Consider the following 12,879-nt stretch of genomic DNA (forward strand, 5'->3'; position numbering starts at 1 on the left):
GGCTGAGGGGTCCCCCGCTCAGGCCACCCGCGCCACCAGCGCCGTGGCGACCGCCATCAGCCCCTCGTCGCGCCCGGGGAACCCGAGGCCGTCGGTCGTGGCCCCGGACACCGACACCGGCGCCCCCACCGCCTCCGAAAGAACCTTCTGCGCCTCGTCCCGCCGCTTGCCGATCTTGGGCCGGGGGCCGACGACCTGCACGGCGACGTTGCCGATCGTGAACCCCGCCGCCCGGACGATGCGGGCCGCCTCCGTCAGGAGGGTCACCCCGGACGCCCCGGACCACTCGGCCCGTCCCGTACCGAAGTGCTGTCCCAGGTCACCGAGCCCCGCCGCGGAGAACAGCGCGTTGCACGCGGCGTGCGCGACGACGTCCGCGTCGGAGTGGCCCGCGAGCCCGGGCCCCTCGCCCTCCCACTTCAGCCCGGCGCACCACAACTCCCTGCCCTCTTCGAAGGCGTGGATGTCGGTGCCGATGCCGACCTGCGGCAACAGGGGCGCCTCGGACGGGGGCGTCTCGGACGGGGGTGCCTCAGAAGCCATCGTTCATCCTCCGCCGGGCCAGAACCGCCTCCGCGAGCACCAGGTCCAGCGGACGCGTCACCTTGAACGCCTCCTCGTGGCCGGGCACGACCACGACCGGGAGCCCGAGCTGCTCGACCATGCTCGCGTCGTCGGTGACGTTGTCCGTGACCGTCGCGTGGGCCCGTACGAGGGTGTCGCGTTCGAAGCCCTGGGGGGTCTGGACGGCACGCAGCCGCGCCCGCTCCGGCGTATCGACCACGGGCTCGGGCGCCCCGGGCGCCGCGGGGGGCCCGACCTGCTTGACGGTGTCCGCGAGCGGCAGTGCCGGGACGACGGCGGGAGCGCCGTCGCGTACCGCCTCGATGACGCCGTCGACCGTGTCGACGGGCACGAGCGGGCGCGCCGCGTCGTGCACGAGCACGATGTCGATGCCGGGCGGCAGCGCGTCGAGCCCGAGTCGCACGGACTCCTGCCGGCTCTCGCCGCCTGGCACGACGAGGAAGTCGGTCCGCTCGGGCAGCGCGTGCGCGTCGAGGAGTGTCTTGACCTCGGCGGCCCCGTCGGGCGGAGCCACGACGACGACGAGGGAGACGGCACGCGACGCGGCCATGGCCCGCACCGCGTGGATGAGCATGGGAGTGCCGTTCAGCGCGCGAAGCGCTTTGGGAGCGCCCGGGCCGAGGCGTACGCCCCGGCCGGCGGCCGGAATCACGGCCGCCGTACGGGCCCCCGAAGGCGAGGGGCGCGAATCGTCAGACATCGGTTCCTGTCAGGTTTGTGTGCTCGGCCGACATGGGTATGGCCTGGGCGTACCCCCGGCTCACAGAGTTCGGGGGTGTGCCGGGCGCGACGCCCCGACCGGACCCTTCCGTGACATCCGGTCGAGCAGGCTGCACGGGCCCGGCACACCTAGTATCGGATTCCTGAATTGTTCAGAGGTCCGAAGAGTGCGCGGTTCCCGCGTCTCGGGTTTCCGGGAGTGCACGGTTTCCGGGTACGGACATGCCGCAGCGCCCGGCGACAATGGATACGTCATCGGGCACCGCGGCATTTCATTGCGCCGAACCGCTCGTTTCGCCTCAGGTCAGAAAGCGATCAGAGTGTGACGGGCGTCAGGACGCGAGGACCTCGTCGAGCAGGGCCTCGGCCTTGTCCTCGTTCGTGTTCTCCGCGAGGGCGAGCTCGCTCACCAGGATCTGGCGGGCCTTGGCGAGCATGCGCTTCTCGCCGGCGGAGAGTCCACGCTCGCGCTCACGACGCCACAGGTCACGGACTACCTCCGCCACCTTGATGACATCGCCGGAGGCGAGCTTCTCAAGATTTGCCTTGTAACGACGGGACCAGTTCGTGGGCTCCTCGGCGTACGGCGCGCGCAGCACCTCGAAGACCCGGTCCAGCCCTTCCTGACCGACCACATCACGTACGCCGACGAACTCCGCATTGTCCGCTGGCACACGCACTGTCAGATCACCCTGGGCGACCTTCAGCACCAAGTAGGTCTTGTCCACGCCTTTGATCTGGCGAGTTTCGATAGCCTCGATCAGCGCGGCCCCGTGATGGGGATAGACCACGGTGTCGCCAACCTTGAACGTCATGTGACAGGTACCCCTTCCGTGGCTATCCAGAGTAACACGGAAACTGCGGGTTCTGAATGGCGTTTTCGCAGGTCAGGGCACATCTCGGGGCTTGACAATCGCAACAGGAACGTGCTGCGAAGGGGCGGCGGAAGACGGTATTCGCAGGTCGGAGCGGCTCTCCGAGCGGGGCGAAACGCGCACGTTACAACATCCAGGAGGCCCGCTCACGTGCCTGAACGTCCGGATTTGTCGGGTTCCGGGGGCCGATCCTCCGCTACTCCGTTCGGTGCACGGAGTCACGTACGAGACGAATCCGGAATTGATCACGCGGGCCGGAGATCGCCCGAAGATCAATTTCTCGGACCGCCGTGCATTCCTTACGGGAAATCCGCAAGTCCGCGCCGGAGGCTTACCGAGGGCTCTTATGTGAAAGACGGACGAGCGCGTGGCCCATCAGGTCCATGGAGTGTGCATGTACAGCGCGTGACGTGAGTGACGGGCAGAACGAGAACCGGCGTCCGGCCGTGCCCGAGGAGCCCTAGAGGCGGGTCGGGTGCGGCGGCACGGGAACGGCTCGGTAACCTAAGGCCGCTGACAGACCCTTAGAGCGGCTTTACACAGGAGCCGCTCTGCTTCGCCCACGTTCAAGGAGTTGCCGCCGCCGTGAGCAGCAGCCTTCGACGCGGCGCCCTCGCCGCCGCCGCCATCGCGTTCTCGATCGCCTCGCTCGCCGCCTGCGGTGCCGGCAACAAGGCCCAGACCCTGGAGGTCAAGCCGGACAACGCCGCCGTCAGTGTCGGCGACATCAAGATCCAGAACGCCGTGGTCATCACCCAGGCCGAACTGGAGTCGACGGGACCGGCCGTGGTCTCCGCGACGCTGTTCAACAGCGGGTCGACCGCCCAGACCCTGGAATCCGTCACGGTCGAGGGCATCGACCGGCCCGCGAAGCTCAAGCCCGCCAAGGGCTCGGGGAAGGTGACCGTCCCGGCCGGCGGTTCGCTGATCCTCGGTGGCAAGGACAATGCCTCCGCCGTGCTGGAGAGCAGCCGCGAGGCCTTCAAGGACGGCGACGCGCAGCCGGTCACCTTCACCTTCAGCAAGACGGGTGCCGTGAAGCTGGAGGCGTTCGTCGTGCCGGCCGAGGGCTACTACTCCGACTGGGGCCCGACCGAGGCCCCGGCCGCGCCGAGCACCGAGCCCTCGGCGTCCACGCCGGAGTCCGGCGCGGCGTCCGGGTCGCCCTCCGGGAGCGCCTCGGGCCAGGCCGAGGAGTCGGGCGAGGCGGGCGCCAAGCCCACGGACGCGGCGTCGGCGAGCGCGTCGTCCTCGCAGCCGGCCGCGGGCCACTGAGCGGCCCACTGCCACCGTTCTCCCGTACGGGAGAACCGCGTACGAGCGCATGACGAAGGGCGGGACCCCGTTTCCGGGAGTCCCGCCCTTCGTCATGACCCCTGTGAGCGGGAGAGGCGGTCGGTCTACGGCTCGAACTTGTATCCCAGGCCGCGGACCGTCACCAGGTAGCGGGGCGCACCGGGGTCCGGCTCGATCTTCGCCCGCAGGCGCTTCACGTGGACGTCCAGCGTCTTGGTGTCACCGACGTAGTCGGCGCCCCACACCCGGTCGATGAGCTGCATACGGGTCAGGACGCGGCCCGCGTTGCGCAGGAGCATCTCCAGGAGGTCGAACTCCTTGAGCGGGAGGTCGACCTTGGAGCCGGAGACGGTGACCACGTGGCGGTCGACGTCCATACGGACCGGACCGGCCTCCAGCGCGGCCGGGCTGACCTCCTCCGGCTCGCCGCGGCGGCGCAGGACGGCCCGGATACGGGCGACCAGCTCACGCGACGAGAAGGGCTTGGTCACGTAGTCGTCGGCTCCTATCTCCAGCCCCACGACCTTGTCGATCTCGCTGTCCTTGGCGGTGACCATGATCACCGGGACGTTCGAACGGCTGCGCAGCTGGCGGCACACCTCGGTGCCGGGCAGCCCGGGCAGCATCAGGTCGAGGAGGACGAGATCGGCGCCGTTGCGCTCGAACTCGTCGAGACCGTCGGGCCCGGTGGTCGCGATGGCGACCTCGAAGCCCTCTTTGCGGAGCATGTAGGACAGGGCGTCGGAGAAGGACTCCTCGTCCTCGACGACGAGCACTCGGGTCACGGAAGGACCTCCGGGGAGGAAAAGGGTTCGTACGGGGATGAGACGGTGGTCGTCCCGTCGGTCTGACCGGTCTCGTCGTCTTCGTCGAGGCCGGGTGTCCGGTCGTCGGTCTGCCGGTCGCGGGCCGGGCCCGCCTCCGGCAGCCGCAGGGTGAAGGTGGAGCCCTGACCCTCGGAACTCCACACCGTGACCTCCCCGGCGTGCGAGGCGGCCACGTGCTTGACGATCGCGAGCCCCAGCCCCGTACCGCCTGTGGCGCGGGAACGGGCCGGGTCGACGCGGTAGAAGCGCTCGAAGACACGCTCCTTGTCCTTGTCGGAGATGCCGATGCCCTGGTCGGTCACGGCGATCTCGATGAGGTCTCCGCCGGGTGTGGTCACCCGGCGCGCGGCTATGCCGACCCGGGTGCGGGCGGGCGAGTAGTTGACGGCGTTCTCCACCAGGTTGCCCAGCGCGGCGGCCAGCTGACCCCGGTTGCCCCAGATGCTCAGATCGGCGGTGCCGCCCGCCCGCCGCCCGCCGCCGTCCGGATCCAGTCCTTCGGGCGGCCTCATGTTCGAAGCCATGGTGATCTGCTTGGCTCCGGCCTGGTGGCGGCAGCGGTCGATCGCCTCGGCGACCAGTTCGTCGACGCGTACGGGCTCGGCGTCCTCCAGCGGATCGTCGTTCTGGACCCTGGAGAGGTCGATGAGCTCCTGTACGAGGTTGGTGAGGCGGGTGGCCTCGATCTGCATCCGCCCGGCGAAGCGCTCCACGGCCTCCGGGTCGTCCGAGGCGCCCATGACGGCCTCGGAGAGCAGGGAGAGCGCGCCGACCGGGGTCTTGAGCTCGTGGCTGACGTTGGCGACGAAGTCGCGTCGAACCGCCTCGATCCGGCGGGCCTCGGTGAGGTCCTCGACCAGGAGCAGTACGAGCCTGGAGCCGAGCGGCGCCACCCGGGCGGACACGGCGAGGGCGTCGCCCCGGCCGGTGCCCCGCCGGGGCAGATCCAGCTCGACCTGGCGTATCTCACCGTCCCTGCGGGTGTCACGGGCCATCTGGATCATCGGCTCGACGGCCAGTTTCCCGCCGCGCACAAGGCCGAGGGCGTACGCGGCCGAGCTGGCCTTGACCACGGCGTCGGCCTCGTCGAGCACGACGGCGGAGGAGCGGAGCACGGACAGGACCGTGTCCACTCCCGGCGGCAGGACCGGGTCCGTGTGCAGGGAGGTGCGGGTGGGGCGCTTCTGTTCCCGCTCGCTCCAGCGGAACGCCAGCACGGCGATGGCGCCGGTGAGCACACCGGCGATCGCTGCCGCTGCGGCGACCGCCGCGTTCACGTCCATGGCTCCAGGTTAGGCACGCCGTACGCCCGGGTCACAGCCGTACGAGGGTGGACTCGAACACTCGTCGCCCAGAGTTCACCCTGGGGACCGTGCTGGTTCACTTCGTACGAGCGGGCAGGGCACCCTTTCCACCGGGGAGGGGAGACGGCGTCGCCCAGAGTTCACCTGGGTGCCGGTGATGGTTCATTTGAGGGGTCGGAAACCGACGCGTTCAGGCCGGACCGTGGGAGCGTGGGGTTCACGAGCCCCTGTGAGCCCCCCGAAGCAGACGTAGGAAAGGGACATCCTGATGCGGGACGCGTACCACGAGGAACTTGACTCGATCGGCGAGGGCCTGGTCGAGATGGCCCGCCTTGTCGGGTCGGCGATCGGTCGCGCCACGACGGCGATCCTCGACTCCGACCTGAAGCTCGCGGAGAGCGTGATCGCGGCCGACCAGAAGGTCGACGATCTCCAGCACGACCTCGAGGCTCGGGCGATAGCCCTGCTGGCGCGGCAGCAGCCCGTCGCCACGGACCTGCGGATCGTCGTCACCTCGCTCCGTATGTCCGCCGACCTGGAGCGCTCCGGCGACCTCGCCCAGCACGTGGCGAAGCTGGCGCGGCTGCGGTTCCCGGAGCGCGCCATTCCGCATGACCTGCACGCCACGATCCTGGAGATGGGCCAGCTCGCACAGCGGCTCATGGCCAAGGCGGCGGAGGTCATCGTCACCAAGGACGTCGACCTCGCCCTCCAGCTGGAGCAGGACGACGACGCGATGGACCTCCTCCACCGCACGCTCTTCCAGCACCTCCTGGACGACCGCTGGAAGCACGGCATCGAGACGGCGGTGGACGTGACGCTGCTGGGCCGCTACTACGAGCGGTTCGCGGACCACGCGGTGTCGGTGGCGAACCGGGTGGTGTTCCTGGTGACCGGCGAACACGCCGACGGTCTCCAGACCACACCGCAGGTCGAAGGGGCGTAGGCCTCCGGGCCCTGGGCCGGGCAGGCGGTCGGGGCGCGGGCGGGCGGGCGAGCACCGCGTTCGCCGCGGCTCGTGCCGCCCGTATGGGGGGCGCGAGGCTTTCCCGCAGGGGCGTACGAGCCTCTGTGCGCCGTTGATGCGCCCGACCTGGTGGGCATGCAATGGGCGTAGGCACAAGCCTTCGAGGAGGGACCCATGGCTGATTCCCCCACCACGCCCGACCCGACCCAGGAGCGCGAGACGCAGCAGCCCGCCGAGATCAAGAGCCTGCCGCTCTTCGGCGCCTGCGGCTGCGGCTCGGGCTGCGGATGCGGGTGCCAGTCCGGCAACCCCTGCCAGTGCGGCTGACGCGCCGCAGCGAGAAGTGACGCCGTACGACACCGGCGTGCCACCGCGGTAACCATTGAGGTAGCCACCGAGATGTGGCGTGCGAACCGCGGCACACGACCGCGAACGGGCCCCGCTTCAGGTGCGGGGCCCTTTCGCTTGCTGCTCCCTGCGCGGGTGACCGGCTGACCGGATTGCGCGCGCACTGCCCGCGCACCCGCTTCAGGTTCGCGGCCCGTCCGTGCCGCATCGAGCCGGGGCACATGCGGCAAGAGCCGCTACCGAGGTTTCATTTCGTAGCGCATCGGGCTTCAACCCGAGGAGCATGTCAAAGTGCTGCCGTGACAGGCTCTCCGCGACGCCCACTGTTGTTCCTCGATGTCGACGGACCACTCATCCCGTTCGGGGCGGCGCCACACCAGTACCGGACGTATCCGACCGGTCCCGAGCGGTGGGAAAGCGGCTCGAATCCGCTGCTGGCCAGGATCGATCCCGAGCTCGGGCCCCGGCTGGCAGCGCCGCCGTGCGAGCTGGTCTGGGCCACGACATGGATGGCCGACGCGAACGAGTGCGTCGCGCCACGCCTGGGCCTCCCCCAACTGCCCGTGGTGACCTGGCCGGATCCGTCCGACATGGACGAACGGGACGAGCGGGACGAGCGGAACGGCTTGCACTGGAAGACCCGGGCCCTCGTCGACCTGGCAGCCGGCCGCTCGTTCGCCTGGGTCGACGACGAGATCACCGAAACGGACCGGGCCTGGGTCTCCGCCCACCACGAAGGGCACGCGCTGCTCCACCGCGTCGATCCGCGCCAGGGCCTCGGCGATCCGGACTTCGTCGCCCTCGACACGTGGCTGCGGCGGGCGGCCGGCCGGGGCGACATGTGACGAAAGCTTGTGGGCCGCGGGTTCAGAGTGGTTGTGGGCGTGGGCTTGGGCGTGGGCGTGGCTGTTGTCGGTATCGGTATCGGTATCGGTATCGGTGTCGTTGCCTTTGCCGGCCTCGGATCACAGGCCGTCCGGTGTGGAACGTCGGCGGCCTGCCCAGAGGGGGAGCCACCTGCGCCAGGTGCGCCGGGTACGCCGGGTGTCGAGAATGCGGTCGTGGATGTACGTGTGGGGCAGCGCGGCCGACCGATGGGCGAGTTCCTCGAACGCCGAGAGATAGGAACTGTCACTTCCTCGCAGCTCGCGTTCTCGTTCCACGTACGGCTGGGCGGCCCTCCAGACGTCACGGATCCGGTGACGCAGGACCGGAAGGAACAAGTCCTCGTCCACGAGATGGAAGATGGTCAGGGTGGCGAAGGACTGGTAGTAGTACACGACGTTGCAGAAGGCCGCCTTCGCCTCACCGGGAAGCCCGCGCACCCCCTCGGCGGGGTCGTGTTCCTGCCGAAGCTGGTTGCACACGTAGTCGTGCTGGTCGTGAAACGTGGCCGCCCGGAACTCGTCCAGCAGGTTGATCATCGCCTGGATGTTGTTCACGTGCCGGCTGATCCGCGTCTGCCGGACACTGATCCAGGTGGGAACAGCGATGGCGACCACGGCGATGACGACCGGCAACACGTTGATGAGGAACGCCTTGAGCATCCGCTCAAGCTAGGCAGGAGCCGCATCCGACAAGCCGGATGCGCACAACTGGCCCCTTCCTGTCCGCTTTTGCAGGGAGTGCGTCGCTACTGAGCCGAGGCACGAACAAGCCCCCTACCAGCGGACAACCCGCAGGTAGGGGGCTTGTTCGTGCCTCGTTACTTCTTCTTGCCCTGGGTCTGGCGGGCCCGTTTTTCGCCCCTGGTCAGCGAACCGCGCACCCCAACTGACCTGCGGTTGGATGGTCATTGCCGGTCGTTGAAACTCGCAGGTCAGAGCCGGCTGCAGGGGGTCAACAGGCGCTATCGACGCAACCGACGGCATCAACCGTCGCAAATCGGGCGGAGTGGCGGCCGGCCGGGCTGCCGACCGGGCTACTGGCCACTGGCCACCTTGCCACTAGCCAGTTGAAGCGGCTCATCAGCCAGTAGCGAGCCTGCGAGACGTCTGGCTTGCCAGTAGCCAGTAGGCAGTAGCCCTCAAAGATCCGCTGTGTCGGCGGTCAGTGGGAATTCCCCAGCGGCGGCCCCTTGGCGGGGAGCGAACTGGCCGCCGGTGGTCACTCTGCGTTCCCGGATGGCTCGTCGTTCTTGATCGGTCCCGGCGGCAGCCAGGGCCTGGCTCCGGTGGCACCTGGATGGGGTTGTTGCACATGCCGTAGCGGCATGTGGTGGGGTCGGGGCATCACAGCACGAAAGGCTCTGTCTGCGATGTATCCCTCCCTCACGCCTCCCCGGCAGGTCAAGATCGGTGATGCCGCTGCGTTCGCCGGGATCACCCCACGCGCCATCCGCCACTACCACGAGATCGGTCTGCTGCCGGAACCCGAGCGCGGTGGGGACGGCCGCCGCCGCTACGGCTATGACGACATGACCCGCCTGCTGTGGATCCGCAAGATGGCTGATGCCGGTATCAGCCTGGACGACATGCGGGCCGCCTTCGGCGAAGCCCGGGACGAAGCTGGAGACGAAGCCCTGGACCAAGCCCCGGATATCGAGTCGGTCCTGAGCAGGCTGGAGGAAACCTTGGCGGCGCAGGAGGCCGCCATCAAACGTCGGCGCGCGGCTGTCCAGCGCCTGCAGGCGGTGGGCAGCCCGCTGGGGCTGCTCTCCGAACTGGTCACGGACCGGCTCAGCCACCTGCCCCCGGGAGCGTTGCGCCCCTCCGATCTGGACGCCCTGCTGGTCACGGAACGGATCTTCGGGCCGCTGGGCGCCGCCATCCAGGCCGGCACGTTCATCGTGCTGGCCACCCACCCCGACCTGCGGGCCGAGGAGGACCGTCTTGAGGCGGCCGAGGCCGCTCTCGACGACGGCGTCGATCCCGACGACCCGCGCGTCGACAATCTCGCCGTACAGCGATGCGCTCACCTAATGTCCCTGAATCAGGCCATCGAGGCAGCTGGCCTCGACGCGGCCGAGGAGAAGCTCTTCGAGATCTACGACGCCGACCTGAAAGGGGAGGAGGGCACAGAGATGACTGCCGCCACAGCGATCACCAAGATGCCTTACGACTTCTCTCCTGCCCGGATGCGCTGCGTGGAACTCGCCGGACGGCTCTTCGGCGAGGCCCTTGCCGACGCCCACTCCGCGGACAGCTGATCGCCTGTGCCTGGCACTGACGTGGTGGCCCGACAACCGGTCGCGTCCATCCGCATGTGACCGGTCGGGTCAGACGTCGAACCCGGGCCGTAACCAAGAGTGACATCACAACTGGCCGTACGTGGGGATCCCGAACTGGCCGCTGACACCGCTGCGCCCTGTACGTCGCTGAACGAGGACCACTGGAAGCCCGCACTCGCCAAGGTCGGCGTCATCCCCAAGGCGAAGAGCCGCGAGCATGCCGCCGCTCGGGAGCACGGCATGCACGCGCTCAGGCACTTCTACGCGTCCGTTCTCCTGGATGCCGGAGAGAGCATCAAGGCCGTCAGTGAGTACCTCGGACACTCCGATCCGGGACTCACGCTGAAGGTGTACGCCCACCTCATGCCCAGTAGTAGCGACCGGGCGAGGAAGGCTCTCGGCAAGGCTCTGCGGCCGGACGATCCTCCGCCCTGAGGGCCCACAGTGGGCCCAGTGCAAACGACAGCCCCTGATCTGCACCACGTGCGCAGGTCAGGGGCGTGATCGCTATTCCTACTTCTTCTTGCCCTGGTTCTTCACGGCCTCGATGGCGGCCGCCGCCGCCGACGGGTCCAGGTAAGTTCCGCCCGGGTTCAGGGGCTTGAACGCGGCGTCGAGTTCGTACGCGAGCGGGATGCCCGTCGGGATGTTCAGGCCCGCGATGTCCTCGTCCGAGACGCCGTCGAGGTGCTTGACGAGGGCGCGCAGGGAGTTGCCGTGGGCGGCGACCAGAACCGTGCGGCCCGCGAGGAGGTCCGGGACGATGCCGTCGTACCAGTACGGGAGCATGCGGACGACGACGTCCTTCAGGCACTCCGTGCGGGGGCGGAGCTCCGGCGGGATCGTCGCGTAGCGCGGGTCGTCCGACTGGGAGAACTCCGTGCCGTCCTCGAGCGGGGGCGGCGGGGTGTCGTACGAGCGGCGCCACAGCATGAACTGCTCCTCGCCGAACTCCGCGAGGGTCTGCGCCTTGTCCTTGCCCTGGAGGGCGCCGTAGTGGCGCTCGTTCAGGCGCCAGGAGCGGTGGACCGGGATCCAGTGGCGGTCCGCGGAGTCCAGCGCGAGCTGCGCCGTGCGGATGGCGCGCCTCTGGAGCGAGGTGTGCAGCACGTCGGGGAGCAGGCCGGCGTCCTTCAGCAGCTCACCGCCGCGGACTGCCTCCTTCTCGCCCTTCTCCGTCAGGTTGACGTCCACCCAGCCGGTGAACAGGTTCTTCGCGTTCCAGTCGCTCTCGCCGTGGCGGAGGAGGATCAGCTTGTACGGTGCGTCGGCCATGGCCCCGAGCGTAATCGAAGCCTCAGATCGCCCGCGCGCCTGCCCGGGAGTCGGACAGACGACGGAAGCCGACCGGCACCGCTACCGGCACGGCCGCCACCGCCGACCACCACCCACCGCCCACCACCCGCCGTCAGTTGACAGGTTCTGTTAATTGAGTGGCCCCTGCCGAAGCCGTACTCGTAAGTTGTGCTCACCGCCCGAGCCACTTACACGGCTTGCGTCGCTCCGCTCACCTGTACCTGGGGGTCCCGATGTCACTCACGTCCTTGAGACGTGCTGCCCGTGAGACCGTCTCCGGGCTCCCCCGCGAGTTCTGGTGGCTGTGGACCAGCACCCTCGTGAACCGGCTCGGCGCGTTCGTCGCCACCTTCATGGCCCTCTATCTCACGCTGGAGCGCGGCTACTCCGCCTCGTACGCCGGACTCGTCGCCTCGCTGCACGGGCTCGGCGGAGTCGTGTCCTCCCTCGGTGCGGGCGTGATGACGGACCGGCTCGGACGGCGGCCGACCCTGCTCATCGCCCAGTCCTCCACCGCGGTCTCCGTCGCACTGCTCGGCTTCATGCACCACCCGGTCGCCATCGCCGCCGTCGCCTTCCTGGTGGGGATGACGAGCAACGCCTCCCGGCCCGCCGTGCAGGCGATGATGGCCGACATCGTCCGGCCCGAGGACCGCGTCCGGGCCTTCTCCCTCAACTACTGGGCGATCAACCTGGGGTTCGCCGTCTCCTCCATGGCGGCCGGGTTCATCGCGCAGTCCAGTTACCTCGCCGGGTTCCTCATCGAGGCCGGGATGACGATGGCCTGCGCGATCGTCATCTTCGCGAAGCTGCCCGAGTCGCGGCCCGAGCGGGTTCCGAAGGCGGCCGACGAACCCGATGTCGGCCTCGGCACAGTCCTGCGTGACGGGCGCTTCATGGGCGTCGTCGGGCTGTCCTTCCTCGTCGCGCTGATCTTCCAGCAGGGGTTCGTCGGGCTGCCGGTGGCGATGGGCGAGGCCGGGTTCACGCCCGCCGACTACGGCATGGCGATCGCGGTCAACGGCGTCCTGATCGTCGTCCTGCAGATCCCGGTCACCCGTTTCATAGAGCACCGGGATCCACGGCGTCTCCTCGTCGTGTCGTCCCTCCTCGCCGGGTACGGGTTCGGGCTCACCGCCTTCGCGGGCTCGGTCGGCGTCTTCGCGCTGACGATCTGCGTGTGGACCCTCGCCGAGATCGTCAACGCGCCCACCCAGACCGGCCTCGTCGTCCGGCTCTCCCCCACGCACGGCCGCGGCCGCTACCAGGGCATGTACACGATGTCCTGGTCCGTCGCCGCTCTCGTCGCGCCCGTGATGTCCGGTGTCGTCATCGACCGGTACGGGGCGCAGTGGCTGTGGGGCATGTGCGCGGTCGTCGGTACGGTGGCCGGAGTGGGGTACGGGATGCTGATGCGGCGACTGCCGGACGAGGAGCCCTTCGCCGAGGTGCCCCTGGCCGCGAAGCCCGAGGTCAGCCCGGCGTAGACCGG

At 69.2% G+C, this 12,879-nt stretch carries 13 protein-coding genes and 1 pseudogene; 7 read left to right on the top strand and 7 right to left on the bottom strand.

Features of this window, described 5'->3' with window-relative positions; all coding sequences use genetic code 11:
* Positions 1 to 18: 18 nt before the first annotated feature.
* The 3 genes from ispF to O1Q96_RS42425 form a co-directional block, all read right to left on the bottom strand.
* Positions 19 to 543 carry a 2-C-methyl-D-erythritol 2,4-cyclodiphosphate synthase gene (gene ispF / locus O1Q96_RS42415; RefSeq protein WP_269253165.1) on the bottom strand — a complete coding sequence of 175 codons (525 nt, stop codon included), beginning with the start codon at positions 541 to 543 and terminating at the stop codon, positions 19 to 21.
* Positions 533 to 1,285, bottom strand: a complete 753-nt coding sequence (ispD, locus tag O1Q96_RS42420) for a 2-C-methyl-D-erythritol 4-phosphate cytidylyltransferase (RefSeq protein ID WP_269253166.1) — start codon at positions 1,283 to 1,285, stop codon at positions 533 to 535. The genes ispF and ispD overlap by 11 nt, the downstream gene beginning before the upstream one ends.
* A 352-nt stretch (positions 1,286 to 1,637) precedes the next feature.
* On the bottom strand, positions 1,638 to 2,120 hold the full coding sequence (locus O1Q96_RS42425; protein WP_006380568.1) for a CarD family transcriptional regulator: 483 nt from the start codon (positions 2,118 to 2,120) through the stop codon (positions 1,638 to 1,640).
* Between the two features lie 645 nt (positions 2,121 to 2,765).
* Between O1Q96_RS42425 and O1Q96_RS42430 the strand changes: the two genes are divergently transcribed.
* The gene (locus tag O1Q96_RS42430) at positions 2,766 to 3,455 is read left to right on the top strand and encodes a copper chaperone PCu(A)C domain-containing protein (protein WP_269253167.1); all 690 of its coding nucleotides are present in this window, start codon (positions 2,766 to 2,768) and stop codon (positions 3,453 to 3,455) included.
* Between the two features lie 125 nt (positions 3,456 to 3,580).
* Here the strand turns inward: O1Q96_RS42430 and phoP are convergent, their stop codons facing one another.
* Both phoP and phoR read right to left on the bottom strand, forming a co-directional pair.
* Positions 3,581 to 4,261, bottom strand: a complete 681-nt coding sequence (phoP, locus tag O1Q96_RS42435; protein WP_189771758.1) for a two-component system response regulator PhoP — start codon at positions 4,259 to 4,261, stop codon at positions 3,581 to 3,583.
* The gene (gene phoR / locus O1Q96_RS42440) at positions 4,258 to 5,586 is read right to left on the bottom strand and encodes a two-component system sensor histidine kinase PhoR (protein WP_269253168.1); all 1,329 of its coding nucleotides are present in this window, start codon (positions 5,584 to 5,586) and stop codon (positions 4,258 to 4,260) included. The genes phoP and phoR overlap by 4 nt, the downstream gene beginning before the upstream one ends.
* A gap of 289 nt (positions 5,587 to 5,875) precedes the next feature.
* Between phoR and phoU the strand changes: the two genes are divergently transcribed.
* The 3 genes from phoU to O1Q96_RS42455 all read left to right on the top strand — a co-directional run bounded on the left by phoU (position 5,876) and on the right by O1Q96_RS42455 (position 7,767).
* The gene (gene phoU, locus O1Q96_RS42445) at positions 5,876 to 6,553 is read left to right on the top strand and encodes a phosphate signaling complex protein PhoU (RefSeq protein WP_217454025.1); all 678 of its coding nucleotides are present in this window, start codon (positions 5,876 to 5,878) and stop codon (positions 6,551 to 6,553) included.
* Positions 6,554 to 6,748: 195 nt separating this feature from the next.
* Entirely contained in the window at positions 6,749 to 6,901 is a 153-nt protein-coding gene (locus tag O1Q96_RS42450) for a hypothetical protein (protein WP_217454024.1), read from the top strand.
* A gap of 320 nt (positions 6,902 to 7,221) precedes the next feature.
* Positions 7,222 to 7,767 (top strand): HAD domain-containing protein, encoded by a 546-nt coding sequence (locus tag O1Q96_RS42455; RefSeq protein ID WP_269253169.1) that lies wholly within the window; start codon positions 7,222 to 7,224, stop codon positions 7,765 to 7,767.
* 120 nt (positions 7,768 to 7,887) lie between these two features.
* Here the strand turns inward: O1Q96_RS42455 and O1Q96_RS42460 are convergent, their stop codons facing one another.
* Positions 7,888 to 8,469 (bottom strand): DUF4760 domain-containing protein, encoded by a 582-nt coding sequence (locus O1Q96_RS42460; protein ID WP_269253170.1) that lies wholly within the window; start codon positions 8,467 to 8,469, stop codon positions 7,888 to 7,890.
* Positions 8,470 to 9,179: 710 nt separating this feature from the next.
* On the opposite strand from O1Q96_RS42460, the gene O1Q96_RS42465 reads away from it, so the two are divergent.
* Complete coding sequence (locus O1Q96_RS42465) at positions 9,180 to 10,070, top strand: MerR family transcriptional regulator (protein WP_269253171.1); 891 nt, start codon at positions 9,180 to 9,182, stop codon at positions 10,068 to 10,070.
* A 162-nt stretch (positions 10,071 to 10,232) separates the two neighbouring features.
* Positions 10,233 to 10,526 (top strand): annotated as a pseudogene (locus O1Q96_RS42470) (tyrosine-type recombinase/integrase); the annotation flags it as partial.
* 78 nt (positions 10,527 to 10,604) lie between these two features.
* On the opposite strand, the gene O1Q96_RS42475 reads toward O1Q96_RS42470, so the two are convergent.
* The gene (locus O1Q96_RS42475; protein ID WP_269253172.1) at positions 10,605 to 11,366 is read right to left on the bottom strand and encodes a phosphoglyceromutase; all 762 of its coding nucleotides are present in this window, start codon (positions 11,364 to 11,366) and stop codon (positions 10,605 to 10,607) included.
* 254 nt (positions 11,367 to 11,620) lie between these two features.
* On the opposite strand from O1Q96_RS42475, the gene O1Q96_RS42480 reads away from it, so the two are divergent.
* Positions 11,621 to 12,874 carry an MDR family MFS transporter gene (locus O1Q96_RS42480; protein ID WP_269253173.1) on the top strand — a complete coding sequence of 418 codons (1,254 nt, stop codon included), beginning with the start codon at positions 11,621 to 11,623 and terminating at the stop codon, positions 12,872 to 12,874.
* Positions 12,875 to 12,879 lie beyond the last annotated feature (5 nt).

The organism is Streptomyces aurantiacus, from assembly GCF_027107535.1.
Taxonomy (GTDB): domain Bacteria; phylum Actinomycetota; class Actinomycetes; order Streptomycetales; family Streptomycetaceae; genus Streptomyces.